Origin of the sequence: Stenotrophomonas sp. Sm10 (assembly GCF_030985515.1) — a bacterium.
In the GTDB taxonomy this organism is placed as follows: domain Bacteria; phylum Pseudomonadota; class Gammaproteobacteria; order Xanthomonadales; family Xanthomonadaceae; genus Stenotrophomonas; species Stenotrophomonas hibiscicola.
The window spans coordinates 1-14,141 of the sequence record NZ_JAPTFO010000001.1; the positions used below are offsets into that span (position 1 = coordinate 1).

Here is a 14,141-nt window from a genome sequence, read left to right on the forward strand (position 1 = left end):
TGGATGCGGCGACCGAGCTTACATGGACGTACTTGCAGCGTCCCCCTCAACCGGACCCACCCCGCCAACCCACGGAATGCAGGCTTTTGCCGTTGACGTTGACGTTGATTCGGCGGGTGCAGGGCTGCAAGCCCTGCCGGAATCCAACACCCCTCAGCAGGCCTCAGCCACCGCGGTGCGGCTACGCCCCAGCCATGCCAGCAGCAGGCCCGACGCGGCCAGCAGGCCACCGGCCACCGGAATCGCGGCGTAGCCCAGTCCCGAGCTGATCACCGCACCACCCAGCGCAGCACCTACCGCATTGCCCAGGTTGAATGCACCCACGTTGATCGACGACGCTAGGCCCGGCGCCTCGCTGGCCACCTGCATCACCCGGATCTGCAGCGGCGGCACGAGGGCGAAGGTCGCCGCGCCGAACAGCAGTACACCCAGCGCCGCGGTGGCGTGGCTCATGAAAGCCAGCGGCAGCACGAACATCAGCACCGCCAGGGCAGCCAGCAGGATACGGGTGGCGCCATCGAGCGACCAGTCAGCCATGCGCCCGCCGATACCGTTGCCGAGGGTGAAGCCGATGCCGATCAGGGCCAGCGCCATCGCGATGAAGGTATTGGAGGCGCCGGTCAACTCGGTCAGTACTGGTGCGACGTAGGTGTACAGCGTGAACATCGCACCCGCACCAAGCACGGTAGTGGCCATGGCCAGCAGCACCTGCGGCTGCAGGATCGCCTTCAGTTCGCGGCGCACGTCCGGGCGCGGTCCCGGTGCGGACGCGGGCAGCGCGAAGCCCAACGCAGTGATCGCGACCAGGCCCAGCGCCGCAGTCCCGGCGAAGGACAGGCGCCAGCCCAGCTGCTGGCCGACCCAGGTCGCCAGCGGCACGCCGCCGATGTTGGCGATGGTCAGGCCCATGAACATGGTGGCCACGGCCGCAGCCTGCTTTTCCTTCGGCACCAGGCTCGCAGCGACCACCGCACCGATGCCGAAGAAGGCACCGTGGTTGAGGCTGGTGACCAGGCGCGACAGCAGCAGCATCCCGTAGTTCGGCGCCAGCGCAGACAACAGATTGCCGGCGACGAAGATCGACATCAGCAGCATCAGCGCGGTGCGCTTGCCGAAACGCCCCATCAGCAGGGTCATCACCGGCGCGCCCAGCATCACGCCCACGGCATAGGCGGTGATCAGCATGCCCGCAGTGGGGATGCCAACGCCGACGCCGTCGGCGATGACCGGCAACAGGCCCATCGGGGCAAACTCGGTGGTTCCGATGGCGAAGGCGCCAACGGCAAGCGCCAGCAAGGCGGCTCTGGAATTCATGGGGGAGTCCTGGGGGGCGGGAATCGGGAGTGCGTAGCCTGCGCGCTTTGCTGCGCCGGATTAAGCCTCGCCCCGGGAAAACACTGTTGATCCTGATTCACAAGTGGAGGCCGGAACGCAGCCAAAAGTGCAAAAACCGCAGTGCCGTTGCAGAGCCAACCTCCCCCACAACGCAGAACCCCCGGCATGCCGGGGGTTCTGAGGGACTCACACGCCTGTGGCGCGCTTACCAGTTGCCGGCACCCGGCACGTTGTGCTCGCGGGCGCGGCGGCGCATCAGCAGATTCAGCCACTCCACCAGCACCGAGAAGCCCATCGCGGCGTAGATGTAGGGCTTGGGCACGTGCACGTCCAGGCCGTCCAGGATCAGCACCGCACCGATCATCAGGATGAAGGCCAGGGCCAGCATCTTCACGGTCGGGTTGGCATCGATGAAGCGGCCCAGCGGGTTGGCGGCCAGCAGCATCACCATCACCGACAGCAGGATCGCGGCGACCATCACCGGGATGTGGTCGGCGATGCCGACGGCGGTGATCACCGAGTCCAGCGAGAACACGATGTCGATCACCGCGATCTGCGCGATCACGTAGCCGAACACGGCCGAGGCCTTGGTGGTGCTGGGATCTTCATCCTCGCCGCCGCTGATCAGCTCCTTGATCTCCATGCAGCCCTTGATGATCAGGAACAGGCCACCAACGATCAGCACCAGGTCGCGGATGGAGATGCCCATGCCGGCCACGGTGAACAGGTTGGCCGCCATGTGCGCCAGGTAGGCCAGCGACACCAGCAGCGCGATGCGGGTGATGCAGGCCACCGCGATGCCGAGCTTGCGGGCGAACGGGCGACGCTCTTCCGGCAGCTTGCTGACCGCGATGGAAATGAACACCAGGTTGTCGATGCCGAGCACGATTTCCAGCGCGCTGAGCGTGAACAGGGTTACCCAGGCATTGGGGTCGGCGAGGAACTCAAAGGACATGGAAACTCTTCAAGGCAGTGGGGGAATGGGGTTTCAGCCGTAGTTGCCGGCCAGCGCGTGCGGAACCACGACCAGCGCCCAGCACAGCAGCACGTTCATCATCAGCACGAAGACCGCCGCCGAGCCCATGTCCTTGGCGCGGCCGGCCAGTTCATGGATCTCGCTGCCGTAACGTTCGATCACCGCTTCGATGGCCGAGTTGGCCAGCTCCATCGCAAGCACCAGCAGCATCGAGCCGATCAGCAGCGCGCGTTCGACCGGCGTCTGGCCCAGCCAGATCGCGAGCGGCGTCAGCAGGATCAGCAGGTAGACCTCCAGCCGGAACGACGACTCGTGCAGCCAGGCAGCGCGCAGGCCCTGCCAGGACCAGCGGGCGGCCTGGAAGATGCGGCGCGGGCCGCGCGGCAGATGGCCGAACTGATCAGCCACGGGGCGAACATCCAGCAACAGGGACGCGGCGCAGCGACCGCTCAGACGCACGGCAGGGGATCATGGGCGCACAGGAATAGGCAGATGGCCGCCATTTTGCCACAAGGCCGCCCGCCGCCGCCCGGCACCGGCCCGGTGAACGGACTGCCAGGGGCAAGCTTCGACCTGCCCCAGCTTCTATCATGGTCGTCCCTACCCTGCCGGAGCGCCTGATGTCCCATCGCCGTACCTGCCTGCTGATGCTGGGCCTGCTGACCGCCGCCCCCCTTGCCCAGGCCCTGGGCCCGGCCAAGTCACCGCGGGTACCCGAACAGGTCTCCAACGTGGCCTGGGCCAGCGACATGGCCCACTTCGCCAGCGCCGACCAGGCCAGCCCGCCGCCGCGTGGCGGTATCGAGTTCATCGGCAGCTCCTCGATCCGCATGTGGGAGAGCCTGGCCACCGACTTCCCCGGCCAGCCGGTGTTCAACCGCGGCTTCGGGGGTTCGGAAGTGCGTGACAGCACCTGGTATGCCGATCGCATCGTGGTGCCGTATGCACCGTGCAAGGTGTTCTTCTACGCGGGCGACAACGACCTCAACAGCGGCCGCAGCGCCGTGCAGGTGCGCGACGATGTGGTTGCCTTCGTGCAGCGCGTGCATCGCGACCTGCCGAAGACCCGGGTCGAGTACCTGTCGATCAAGCCGAGCCCGTCGCGTGCGCATCTGCTGCCGGCGATCAACGAGGCCAATACGCTGATCAAGGCCGCCCTGGCCACGCTGCCCAACACCGGCTTCACCGACATCTACACGCCGATGCTGGGCACTGATGGCCAGCCGGATGCAACGCTGTTCCGCGAGGACATGCTGCACATGACCCCGGCCGGCTATGCGATCTGGACCAAGGCGCTGGCGCCGAAGGTCAACTGCAACTGAGGGACTGCGGACGCCGGGCATGGCCCGGCGCTACCGCAACCCCATCCACGCATGGCGTGGATCTACTGAATCACGGGCAATGGGGTCGGAGGATCAGCGGAAGATCACCGTGGCCTCGGTGCCCTGGCCTGGCTCGCTGGCCAGCCTGACCTTCCAGCCGAAGCGGTCGCACAGCCGGCGCACGATCGACAGGCCCAGGCCGGTGCCCTGCGGGCGGCTCGGCTCGGCGCGGTAGAACGGTTCGAAGGCCCGCGACAGGGCGTCGGCAGACATGCCGATACCGGTATCGCGCACTACCACCCGGTCGTTGTGCACATGCACGTCGATGCGCCCCTCGTCGGTGTAGCTGCAGGCATTGCGCACCAGGTTGCTGATCACCACCTGCAGCACCCGCGGCGGCGCATGCAACTGCACCGGGCCGTCGCTGTGCAGGTGCACCGACACCGGGCGAGACCCCAGCAGTTCGTTGGCATTGTCCACCTCGTAGCGGACGATGTCGTTGACGTCGAACAGCTCGATCTGCGGTTCGACATCGGCCTCGCGGGCCAGGATCAGGAACGCATCGATCACCGCCTCCATGTCGCGGCCAGCCCGCTGGATGCGCTGCAGGCTGCGGCGCAGGCGCGGCTGCAGGGTTTCATCGCCAAGGGCCATGTCGCTGGCGACGCGGATGACGGTCAGCGGTGTGCGCAGTTCATGGCTGGCGTCGCGGGTGAAATTGCGCTCGCGCGCCACATGCGCGCTGACCCGGTTGGCCAGCGAATGCAGTGCGGCCGCCAGCTGGCGGGTCTCGCCCTGCATGTCCGCCGGCAGCTTGTTCGGCTCCAGATCGGCCGCTTCGGGGTGGCCCGGGTCCCAGCGCGAGACGCGCCGTGCCAGCCAGTTCACCGGCGACACCAGGCGCTTGGAAGCCCGATAGGTCACCCAGCTGGCGCCATACACCGCCAACAGGGTCAGCAGCACCGGCACGATGCCGAACCAGAACGCCAGCATCTCCGCACGCGAACGCAGGAACACCAGGTACAGGCGACCGGCGGGGCGCACATCGACCAGCACCAGCTGGTCATCCTGAGGCAGTTCGTGGAAGCCGGGCTCCAGGTTGCGCAGGTTGGCCGGCAATGACAGCGCCGACTGCCCGCTTTCCAGCAGGTAGCCGCGGATGTTCTGGGTGTTGGGCGGCGGCTGCACCGGCGACGCCTCGTGCAGCGTCCAGTAATAGGCCGCTTCCTCGCGCAGGGCGGCGCCGACCAGGCTGTGCTTGATGACCAGCGACACCAGCCAGGCACCGAGCAGGATGCCCAGGCTGGCCAGGACTGCCTGCAGGATGAAGGCGATACGGATCTTGCGCGGCAGGCCGTGCGGCATTGCGGGGTCCCGGTCAGAGCGCTGCGATTATAGGCAGCGCGCTGCGCCGTAGTAGTGCACGGACGCTGACCGGCGGCAGCGCCGGCCGGTCATCCGTGCCCGATGCGGGGTCGTTGCCCGGCCGGGCCTGATGCTGCACCGGCCCGGCCCCGATCAGGCCATCGGCTGTGCGATATCGGCAATGCGGTAGCCGGCGCTCTGCACGGTGTGCAGCAGCGGACGGTCGAACGGCTTGTCGATGATCTTGCGCAGGTTGTACAGATGGCTGCGCAGCGTGTCCGAGTCCGGCAGGCCATTGCCCCAGATCTCGCGTTCGATCTCCTGGCGGGTGACCACGCGCGGCGATTCGCGCATCAGGATGGTCAGCAGGCGCAGGCCGATCGGCGACAGCTGCAGCTCGGTACCGGCACGGGTGGCCCGCATGCTGACCGGATCGAGCACCAGGTCGGCGACCTTCAGCACCTCCGAACCCACCTGGCGACGTTCGCGGCGGATCAGCGCGCGCAGGCGGGCTTCCAGCTCCTGGATCGCGAACGGCTTGGTCAGGTAGTCATCGGCGCCGAACCCGAGGCCGGTGAGCTTGTCGTCCAGCGTGTCGCGTGCCGTGAGCATCAGCACCGGGGTGGACTTGCGCGCATCGTTGCGCAGGCGACGGCACACTTCGATGCCATCCAGGCGCGGCAGCATCAAGTCGAGCACCACGACGTCATAGCTGTTCTCCGCCGCAAGGCGGTAGCCATCCAGGCCGTCCTGTGCATAGTCGACTTCGAAGCCGCGACCTTCCAGGTATTCGCCGATCATCTCGGAGATGTTGCGGTTGTCTTCGACCACCAGCACCAAGCCGGAGGTCTCCTTCGTCTGACGCATGTGATTCCCTCTAACTTCAGCTTTGTGAAACATGCCGGATCGACGGTGGACGCGATGTGAAGTTCCGTCAAGAGGTACACAAACGGTTCAGAGGAGCGGCCTGAGCAGCGGCCAGACGTTGTCCAGCACCCTCGGTTGCGCCTGCGCCGTGGGGTGCAGGCCGTCGGCCTGCATCATGCCCGGCTGCAGGGCCACGCCTTCCAGCAGGAAGGGCAGCAGCGGCACCTCGTACTGCGTGGCCAGCGCCTTGTAGGCCGCAGCCAGGCGCTGGCGATAGGCCGGCCCGTAGTTGGGCGGTACGTCGATGCCCAGCAGCAATACCTTCGCGCCGGCCTTCTGGCTAACCTGCACCATCTTTTCCAGGTTGCCCTGCACCTGCGCCGGGGTCAGCCCACGCAATGCGTCATTGCCGCCCAGCGCGATCACCACCACCGTCGGCTTTTCCTTCGCCAGCAGGCCCGGCAGGCGGGTCAGCGCGCCGGCGGTGGTCTCGCCGCTCATGCTGGCGTTGACGATGCGCGCCGGGGTTTTCGACTGCTGCCTGACCCGCTGTTGCAGCAGGCTGACCCAGCCGGCGTCGGCAGGGATATTGTGGGCGGCACTGAGGCTGTCGCCGAGCACCAGCACGGTGCGGGCCGGACCTTTGGCACAGGCCAGCCCCGGCAACAGCAGGAACCCTAGCAGCAGCACCACCATCGCGCCGGCTCGCCGGCTCCATCCCGTCTTGCGCATTGGAGTCTCCTCATCGACAGCCTGTCCCCCCGCAGCACGCCCGTCGCCATCGCCGTCGACCAGGTCGGCAAATCCGTGCAGGGCCCGGAGGGTGAAGTCCACATACTGGACAACATCACCCTGACCGTCCATGAAGGCACCAGCGCGGCCATCGTCGGCGCCTCCGGTTCGGGCAAGACCACCCTGCTCGGGCTGCTGGCCGGGCTGGACCTGCCCAGCCGCGGCCGCATTGCGCTGTCGGGCCAGGACCTGGGCGACCTCGATGAAGAAGCGCGGGCCCAGCTGCGCGCGCGTGAGGTTGGCTTCGTGTTCCAGAGCTTCCACCTGCTACCGGCGCTGACCGCCGCCGAAAACGTCGCGTTGCCACTGGAACTGGCCGGGCGCGAAGACCGTGCGCGGGTCGATGAAGTGCTGGCCCAGGTCGGGCTGGCCCATCGCGCCCGCCACTATCCGCGCCAGTTGTCGGGCGGCGAGCAGCAGCGCGTGGCATTGGCGCGTGCGTTCGTCACCCGCCCGCGCATCCTGTTCGCCGACGAACCGACCGGCTCGCTGGACCACGCCACCGGCCAGCACATCAGCGACCTGCTGTTCGAACTCAACGCCGGCAGCGGCACCACCCTGGTGCTGGTCACCCACGACCTGCGCCTGGCCCAGCGCTGCCAGTACATCCATCGCATCGACGAGGGCCGGCTGCTGCCGGTCGAGCATGGGGCGCAGGCATGAACCTGCTGCGGCACGCGTGGCGCGCGCTGCGTCGCGAGGCCCTGGCCGGTGACCTGCTGACCGTGTTCGCCGCACTGGTGCTGGGCGTGGCGGTGATGACCGCGGTGGGCACGCTGGTCAACCGGGTCAACCTGGCGCTGACCGGCAGCGCTGCGGAAATGCTCGGCGGCGACCTTGGCATCGTCGGGCGCGATGACCCGCCGCAGGCGTTCGCCGACGAGGCACAGCGGCGTGGACTGGCCTACACCCGCATCGCCAGCTTCGGCAGCGTGCTGTTCAACGGTGATGCCAGCCAGATGGCCAGCATCAAGGCGGTGCAGGCGGGCTATCCGCTGCGTGGCGCGCTGCGGGTGCGGGCCACACCCGGCGGCGCCCTGATCGCCGATGCCGGCATGCCGCCCAAGGGCCAGGCCTATGCCGACCCGCGCCTGTTGCAGGGACTGGGGCTGAAAGCCGGCGATGACCTCGAATTCGGCGCCGGCACGCTGCGCATCGCCGGCATCATCGAGGCCGAACCGGATACCGGTGGCGACCTGCTGACGCTCTCCCCCACCCTGCTGGTCAACCGCGCCGATGTGGAAGGCACAGGCCTGCTTGGCCCCGGCAGCCGCATCAACTACCGCCTGATGTTCGCCGGCTCCGCCGACCAGGTTGCCGCGTTGCGCCAGTGGCTGCTGCCACAGGTGAAAGGCCTTCGCCTGCTGAGCGTGGACGACACCCAGCGCGGCGTGCGCCAGGCCTTTGATCTTGCCGGGCGCTTCCTCGGCCTGAGCGCGCTGCTGGCGGTATTGCTTGCCGGCGTGGCGACCGCGCTGGCGGCCAACCGTTTTGCCCTGCGCCGCATCGACCAGGTGGCGATCCTGCGCTGCCTGGGCGCGCGCCAGCGCGACATTCTGTCCGGTCTGGCACTGCAGCTGCTGATGCTGGCAGTGCCGGCCTGCGCACTCGGCATCGGCCTGGGCATGGCTGCGCAGGAAGGTCTGGTGCAGGTACTGGGCAGCCTGGTGCCGCAGCGCTTGCCGCTACCCGAGGCAATGCCGGCGCTGACCGGCGCCGGCATCGGCCTGTTGCTGCTGTTCGGCTTCGGCCTGCCGCCACTGCTGCGCCTGCGTGGGGTGCCGCCGATGCGCGTGCTCAACCGCTCCTTCGCCGCCCTGCCCCCGGCCTCGCTGCTGGCCTACGTAGCAGCGCTGGCGGCCAGCCTGCTGCTGGCGGTGCAGGTGACCGGTGATCTCAAGCTGGCGTTGTGGGTGCTGGGCGGCCTGGCCGCGTTGGCGGTGGCGGCCGGCGTGGTCGGTTTCGTGCTGCTGCAGCTGCTGCGCGGCCTGCAGCACCGTCTGCACGGCCACTGGCGGCTGGGCCTGGCGGCGCTGACCCGGCGCCGGATGCTGGCGGTGATGCAGCTGGTCGGGCTGTCGCTGTCGCTGTGCGCGCTGTTGCTGCTGGCGGTGACCGGCCCCGGCCTGCTGCAGCAGTGGCGCGAACGCCTGCCCGCGGATACGCCGAACTACTTCCTGATCAACATCCAGCCCGGACAGCGTGACAACGTGCTGGCCGCGCTGCGCGGACTGGGGGCCAACGACGCCAGCATCGAACCGATGGCGACCGGTCGCCTGATCGCGATCAACGGCAAGCCGCCGCTGCGCGTGGATCGCTTGCCGGACCAGAGCGGGCAGCCGGCGTCAGGCGAAGCCCAGCGCGATGACGACGACGAGAACCGGCCGTTGAACTTCAGCTGGCGCAGCAGCTTCCCGCCGGCCAACACGCTGATGAACGGCACCTTCTGGACGCCCGACAGCACGGCGGCGGAGGCGTCGGTTGAAATCGGCTGGGCCAAGCGCTACGGCGTGTATCCGGGCGACCGCATCACCATTTCAGTAGGCGAGCAGGAGCGCGAGTTCACCGTCACCAGTGTGCGCAAGGCCGACTGGAACACCTTCCGGCCGAACTTCTTCGTGCTGCTGAATCCCAATGCGGTGGGCGACACCCCGCACAACCTGCTGTCGGCGTTCCATCTGCCGGCCGGCAACGCGGCTGGGCTGGGCGAGCTGGTGCGCGCGCAGCCCAACCTGTCGCTGCTGGACGTGGACGCGGTGATCTCGCAGGTGCGCGATGTGATGGAGCGGGTCGCGCAGGCGGTGCAGCTGGTGATGGTGTTCAGCCTGCTGGCCGGCGTGCTGGTGCTGCTCGCCGCACTGCAGGCCACGGCGGGCGAGCGCCGCTACGACAGCGCGGTGCTGCGCACGCTGGGCGCGACCCGGCGCCAGCTGCGTGGCGCGGTGCTGGTGGAGTTCGGCGCACTGGGCACGCTGGCCGCGTTGCTCGCGGTGGGCGCGGCGGCCGTCATCGGCGTGGCAGTCTCGCAGAAGGTGTTCGAGCTGCCGTTGCTGCCGCCGTGGCCGGGCCTGCTGATCGGCGGCGTGGTCGGCATCGGGCTGAGCCTGCTGGCAGGCTGGTGGGGTACGCGGGCGATCCTGCATACGCCGCCGGCATTGGCGCTGCGTGAGGCCTGAGGCGGCGCCGGACCGGGGCGCGTGCCGAGCAAGCTCGGCACCTACCAAGTGCACATGACGGCGTTGCCAGTGTTCAAGGAACAAGCACATCCACGCATGGCGTGGCTCTACTGGGCCTTTTCCACGTACTTGGCGAACACGTCGTCAATCTGCTTGTCCTTCACCTTCTTGCCGGACTGGATCTCTTCGGCCTGGGTGAACAGCGGGATGATCATCGCCATGCCGTCGATCCTGGTCTTCAGGTGCACGCCCGGCGCCTGGGTCAGGAAACCATCCCAACGCTGGCGCACCTTGGCCCAGTAACCGGCGGTGGCCTTCCAGTAGTTGCGCGCCGGGGTGAAGTCGACCTCGGTGGTCTTCACGTAGTCGTTGAAGCCGAACTCGCGTGCGATCTCCACCTGGCTGCCATCGGCGTTGCGCTGCACCTTGGTGTTGAACTGTTCGTGCGTCCAGCCGTTCGGGGTCAGCGTGTGGCGGTTGATCACGGCCAGCGCGTTGTAGTCGCTGCGCTTGGTGTACTCACGGCGCGGCAGCGGGCGCCAGCTCAGATCGCTGGTCCAGCTCGGCACGTTGTTGGCGTAGGTCCAGGTGCCGGTGCCGCAGTAGCGCGGTGCGTCGCTCACTTCGTACACGCACTGGGTCCAGGCGCCCTGGTTCACCGCCGACGGAATACTGCGCACCTTCCAGGTCTGGTCGGCGCTGAACTCGAAACGGTTCGGTGCTTCGTACACCCAGTCCTGGCGCCAGTGCTTGGTGATGTGGCCGCTCTTTTCATCCAGCAGCAGGTGCTGCAGCACGATGCGCTTCGGGGTGTCCTCGACCACGATGACCACTTCGCTGCCGCCGCTGCGCATCGCCGGTGCACGCTCGTAGCCCGGCTTCAGCCGCACGGTCTCGTCGAAGGCGAAGTCCACGGTGTACTCACCCTGCATGGCGAGGATGCTGTCGTGGTCGCGGGCGATATCGGAGGGCTGCGCGCTGGCCACGCCGCTGGCGGCGAGCAGCAGCATGGCGCTGGCTGTCTGGAGCTTCATCGGGGTCTTCCTTCGGGGTTGCAGATTCATTGAGGGGCCATCCGTGGCCAACGGGCGTTCCATCAGGAGAGGGTCACAGGCGGATCAGCGGCAGGTCGCCGGGAATCTGGGGCGCCGGACGCCAGGCGGCGTCGGCACAGCAGCAGTCGTCGATCACCAGCTCGCCTTCAGCACCTTCCAGGCGTGCGATGCGGCGCGCGGTGGCCGCGCCCAGCGAGGACAGGGTCGACAGACTGGCGGCCAGCGTGCGTCCGTCGTCGGCGGCATGCAGGCGCAGCGCGCACAGGCGCCAGCGCTGGCCGCCAAGATGGCCGGCCAGGCGCCGCCACAGGCGTTCGCCAACGCTCGCCTCGCTGTCGTGTTCCGGTCCCGGCGGCAGCGGCGCGACCAGACGGTCCCAGGCCAGGAAATCACTGTCGGGCAGCAGGTACAGGCGCCACACGCAGCGGCCGCGGCCATCAAGGAAGCACAGGCTTTCGCGCAGGCCCTCGCTGTCCACGCCCTGGCAGGCGTGTACGCGTACGGCCTGGCGCCAGCCGCCCAGCTCGTTGCCGTCGGCGTGGTACAGGCACAACACGGTGCCGAGCGTGGCCAGCTGTGCCGGGGTCGGCCAGGCCGCGCTGTTCGGCGCGGCGATGGAGTCATTCCTGCGTGCGGACAAGGCTCGGCTCATGAGATCACCAGGAAACGGCAAGGCTGGCGGAGAAGGTGCGGCCCGGGCTGCTGAAACGATCGCTCAGTGCGCGATCGGTGATCAGGCTCGGGGTGATCGACGACCATTCGATGTAGCGCTTGTCGGCCAGGTTGAACACGCCGACATTGAAGGTGGCACCCGGCGCGAAGTTCCAGTGCGCCATCAGGTCCAGCACGCCGTAGCCGGCCGGCTGGTAGACGAACGGCGCCGGTGCGTTCGGATTGGTCTGCGCCGCAGGCGGCGGCAGGCGCTTCTTGCGCTGCACGAAGGTACCGGCCAGTTCGACGCCCCAGGTATCGGTGTCGTACATCAGGCCCAGCGTGCCACGCAGCGGATCGACCGAGGCCAGCGGTTCGTCATCGGTCCGGTTGTCACCACGCGACCATGCCAACGCACTGCGCAGCGCCCAGCCCTTCAGCGCCGGGCTGAGTTCGCCAAACTCGATGCCGGCCTTCATTTCCGCGCCATAGATGCGCGCGTCGGCGATGTTCTGCGACTGGAACACGGTCAAACCCTGCGCGTTGCGACCGGTATCGACGTTGGACTCGATGAAATCCTTGTAGTCGTTGTAGTAGCCGCTGACGCTGACGTACGCCGCCGGCGCGATGAAGCGCAGGCCCAGTTCGTAACCGTCGCTGGTTTCGGGCTTCAGGTCCGGATTGGCGATGGCGGTATAGCGGAAGGCGATGTTGGTCAGGCCGATGTTGACGTCGTTGTACGGCGGCGAACGGAAGCCACGCGCATAACCGGCGAACAGCGACCATTCGTCGGCAAAGCGCCAGACCATGCCCAGCTTCGGCGACACGCTGGTCTTCTTCAGCTGCGCCACGGCCGTGGTCGGGTTGTCTTCGGCGAAGATGCTGTCCACTTCCGGCTTCAGCTCGTAGCGGTCCACGCGCACGCCCGGCACCAGCGACAGCCTGCCATCGGCAAAGCGCATCTCATCCTGTGCATACAGGCCCAGCTCGGTAGTCTTGCTGATCGGGAAGTCACGCACCGGGAAGGTGTCCGGCAGCACCGTGTTGCTGACCACGCCAGCCTTACTGACCTGATAGCCGTCGCGCTTCTGGCGGATCTCGGTACGGGTGCCTTCGAAACCGTAGGTCAAAGCGTGCTCGACGCTGCCGGTGGCGAACGCCTTGTTGAACTGCGCCTGCAGGCCATAGGCATGCTGGTCGAAGGAGAACACGCGGTGGCGACGGGTGCCGTCGGTGCGGGTCTCGTCGGTCTGCTGCCGGGTTTCGCTGTTCTGCGCGTACACCTGCCAATGCAGGCTGTCGGCGAACGGCTGGTCCAGCGCATCCATCTCGTGGGCGAAGGAGACGCGGTTGCGCTTCTGGGTGTCGTGGGACTTCATGCCAGTGGCCGCAGCCATCGCGCCGGGGCGCGGTGCAACGCTGGCGATCGCCGACAGCACATTGGTATCGGTGGTGTCTTCGTTGCCTTCCACGGTCAGGCGGAAGCGCTGGTCCTCGCTGGGTGCATAGACCAGTTTGCTGAGCAGGCTGCGGCCGTCGCGATCCTGCGGATTGGACGCGGTGCGGGTGTCGTTGTCGCTGCGAACCGTGCCCTTGTTGTCCGTTTCCTGGCCCTGGTGGTGATTGACGTTGACCAGGCCGCTCCAGTGGTCGCAACCGAAGGCGGCCGTGGCACCGCCGAGCAGGCCCTTCCACTCACCGTCGTAGCCGAACTTCAGGCCGAAGTAGCTGTTCTTGCCGTCCTTGAGATAGTCGGCCGGGTCTTTGGTCACGAACGCGACCACGCCACCGAGTGCATCGGAGCCGTACAGCGGGCTGGCCGGTCCACGCACGATCTCGACGCGCTTGAGCGTATCGAGGTCGGTGAAGTTGCGGTTGGAACTGGCGAACGAACCGATGTCGAACCGGGTCGGCATGACGATGCCGTCGGTCTGGATGCGCACGCGGTTGCCGTCCAGGCCACGGATGCGGAAACCATCCAGGCCGAAGCGGGTCGCGCTGCGGGTGACCGACAGGCCCGGCTCGTAGCGCACCAGATCCTTGATGTCCTGCACCAGGTGCCGGTCCATCTGCTCACGGTCGATGACATCCACGGTGGCCGCCACGTCGCTCAGCGCCCGCTCGGTGCGGGTGGCGGTGACCTGCACCCGATCGAATTCGCGCGCATCGGGGGCAGCAGTGGCAGCAGCGTGGGCGGACAGCGGCAGCGCCATCCAGACAGCAAGGCAAAGGGCGGTATGGCGGGTCATCGGGTTCGTTCGGTCAGGCAGGGGAACCCCCGGTTACCGGCGCACCCGGAAGGTGCACGCGGTAGACCGAGGGGGAGAGAGCGGGAGCGGACGGGTCGCCCACCCTGTCGGCGCTGCCGGCAGGAGGGAGGGAGGCGGGCGACCAGACCGCGATTACTTGGTCAGGATCAGCTTGTCGTTGCTGGTGTGCCGCAGGCGATAGAAGCGGTCGCCGTGCTGGATCAGGATTTCACGACGGCCCTTGAGCAGGGCTTCGCTGTCGATGACCTCTTCCGGCGGAACGACACGGACCGGACGATCGCGGAGGGTCAGCGTTTCGGGGCGCAGCAGTACAGGTTGAGCATTCATGAGCA

General features: G+C 67.7%; 13 protein-coding genes. 3 read left to right on the plus strand and 10 right to left on the minus strand.

The features are described 5' to 3' along the window. Nucleotides 1–153 precede the first annotated feature (153 nt). The 3 genes from O0J15_RS00005 to O0J15_RS00015 all read right to left on the minus strand — a co-directional run bounded on the left by O0J15_RS00005 (nucleotide 154) and on the right by O0J15_RS00015 (nucleotide 2,719). Nucleotides 154–1,314: an MFS transporter gene (locus O0J15_RS00005; RefSeq protein ID WP_111102172.1), complete on the minus strand. Its 1,161-nt coding sequence runs from the start codon at nucleotides 1,312–1,314 to the stop codon at nucleotides 154–156. Between the two features lie 226 nt (nucleotides 1,315–1,540). Continuing rightward, nucleotides 1,541–2,290 (minus strand): TerC family protein, encoded by a 750-nt coding sequence (locus tag O0J15_RS00010; protein ID WP_019661110.1) that lies wholly within the window; start codon nucleotides 2,288–2,290, stop codon nucleotides 1,541–1,543. Between the two features lie 33 nt (nucleotides 2,291–2,323). Further along, a complete protein-coding gene (locus tag O0J15_RS00015) occupies nucleotides 2,324–2,719 on the minus strand; it encodes a diacylglycerol kinase (protein WP_019661109.1) in 396 nt (131 codons plus the stop codon). Between the two features lie 212 nt (nucleotides 2,720–2,931). On the opposite strand from O0J15_RS00015, the gene O0J15_RS00020 reads away from it, so the two are divergent. Further along, the gene (locus O0J15_RS00020) at nucleotides 2,932–3,633 is read left to right on the plus strand and encodes an SGNH/GDSL hydrolase family protein (RefSeq protein ID WP_019661108.1); all 702 of its coding nucleotides are present in this window, start codon (nucleotides 2,932–2,934) and stop codon (nucleotides 3,631–3,633) included. A gap of 93 nt (nucleotides 3,634–3,726) precedes the next feature. On the opposite strand, the gene O0J15_RS00025 is transcribed toward O0J15_RS00020, so the two are convergent. The 3 genes from O0J15_RS00025 to O0J15_RS00035 form a co-directional block, all read right to left on the minus strand. Further along, the gene (locus tag O0J15_RS00025; protein WP_019661107.1) at nucleotides 3,727–4,998 is read right to left on the minus strand and encodes a HAMP domain-containing sensor histidine kinase; all 1,272 of its coding nucleotides are present in this window, start codon (nucleotides 4,996–4,998) and stop codon (nucleotides 3,727–3,729) included. Nucleotides 4,999–5,151: 153 nt separating this feature from the next. Next, a complete protein-coding gene (locus O0J15_RS00030) occupies nucleotides 5,152–5,865 on the minus strand; it encodes a response regulator transcription factor (protein ID WP_002811889.1) in 714 nt (237 codons plus the stop codon). Nucleotides 5,866–5,952: 87 nt separating this feature from the next. Next, the gene (locus tag O0J15_RS00035; protein WP_308304867.1) at nucleotides 5,953–6,597 is read right to left on the minus strand and encodes an arylesterase; all 645 of its coding nucleotides are present in this window, start codon (nucleotides 6,595–6,597) and stop codon (nucleotides 5,953–5,955) included. A gap of 75 nt (nucleotides 6,598–6,672) precedes the next feature. Between O0J15_RS00035 and O0J15_RS00040 the strand changes: the two genes are divergently transcribed. Next, the gene (locus O0J15_RS00040; protein ID WP_019661104.1) at nucleotides 6,673–7,320 is read left to right on the plus strand and encodes an ABC transporter ATP-binding protein; all 648 of its coding nucleotides are present in this window, start codon (nucleotides 6,673–6,675) and stop codon (nucleotides 7,318–7,320) included. Next, complete coding sequence (locus O0J15_RS00045) at nucleotides 7,317–9,833, plus strand: FtsX-like permease family protein (protein WP_308304868.1); 2,517 nt, start codon at nucleotides 7,317–7,319, stop codon at nucleotides 9,831–9,833. The genes O0J15_RS00040 and O0J15_RS00045 overlap by 4 nt, the downstream gene beginning before the upstream one ends. 107 nt (nucleotides 9,834–9,940) lie before the next feature. On the opposite strand, the gene O0J15_RS00050 is transcribed toward O0J15_RS00045, so the two are convergent. The 4 genes from O0J15_RS00050 to hemP form a co-directional block, all read right to left on the minus strand. Continuing rightward, on the minus strand, nucleotides 9,941–10,867 hold the full coding sequence (locus O0J15_RS00050) for a DUF6607 family protein (protein WP_308304869.1): 927 nt from the start codon (nucleotides 10,865–10,867) through the stop codon (nucleotides 9,941–9,943). Between the two features lie 73 nt (nucleotides 10,868–10,940). Continuing rightward, the gene (locus O0J15_RS00055) at nucleotides 10,941–11,540 is read right to left on the minus strand and encodes a Hemin transport protein (protein WP_308304870.1); all 600 of its coding nucleotides are present in this window, start codon (nucleotides 11,538–11,540) and stop codon (nucleotides 10,941–10,943) included. A gap of 4 nt (nucleotides 11,541–11,544) precedes the next feature. Then, entirely contained in the window at nucleotides 11,545–13,788 is a 2,244-nt protein-coding gene (locus tag O0J15_RS00060; protein ID WP_308304871.1) for a TonB-dependent hemoglobin/transferrin/lactoferrin family receptor, read from the minus strand. 153 nt (nucleotides 13,789–13,941) lie between these two features. Next, nucleotides 13,942–14,136: a hemin uptake protein HemP gene (gene hemP / locus O0J15_RS00065; RefSeq protein WP_005412278.1), complete on the minus strand. Its 195-nt coding sequence runs from the start codon at nucleotides 14,134–14,136 to the stop codon at nucleotides 13,942–13,944. Between the last annotated feature and the right edge of the window lie 5 nt (nucleotides 14,137–14,141).

Bases quoted from the DNA above. Each gene is read 5' to 3' on its own strand.
- O0J15_RS00045 (WP_308304868.1), top strand. From the start codon at position 7,317: ATGAACCTGCTGCGGCACGCGTGGCGCGCGCTGCGTCGCGAGGCCCTG.
- O0J15_RS00060 (WP_308304871.1), bottom strand. From the start codon at position 13,788: ATGACCCGCCATACCGCCCTTTGCCTTGCTGTCTGGATGGCGCTGCCG.
- O0J15_RS00030 (WP_002811889.1), bottom strand. From the start codon at position 5,865: ATGCGTCAGACGAAGGAGACCTCCGGCTTGGTGCTGGTGGTCGAAGAC.
- O0J15_RS00050 (WP_308304869.1), bottom strand. From the start codon at position 10,867: ATGAAGCTCCAGACAGCCAGCGCCATGCTGCTGCTCGCCGCCAGCGGC.
- O0J15_RS00055 (WP_308304870.1), bottom strand. From the start codon at position 11,540: ATGAGCCGAGCCTTGTCCGCACGCAGGAATGACTCCATCGCCGCGCCG.
- O0J15_RS00010 (WP_019661110.1), bottom strand. From the start codon at position 2,290: ATGTCCTTTGAGTTCCTCGCCGACCCCAATGCCTGGGTAACCCTGTTC.
- hemP (WP_005412278.1), bottom strand. From the start codon at position 14,136: ATGAATGCTCAACCTGTACTGCTGCGCCCCGAAACGCTGACCCTCCGC.
- O0J15_RS00035 (WP_308304867.1), bottom strand. From the start codon at position 6,597: ATGCGCAAGACGGGATGGAGCCGGCGAGCCGGCGCGATGGTGGTGCTG.
- O0J15_RS00025 (WP_019661107.1), bottom strand. From the start codon at position 4,998: ATGCCGCACGGCCTGCCGCGCAAGATCCGTATCGCCTTCATCCTGCAG.
- O0J15_RS00005 (WP_111102172.1), bottom strand. From the start codon at position 1,314: ATGAATTCCAGAGCCGCCTTGCTGGCGCTTGCCGTTGGCGCCTTCGCC.
- O0J15_RS00020 (WP_019661108.1), top strand. From the start codon at position 2,932: ATGTCCCATCGCCGTACCTGCCTGCTGATGCTGGGCCTGCTGACCGCC.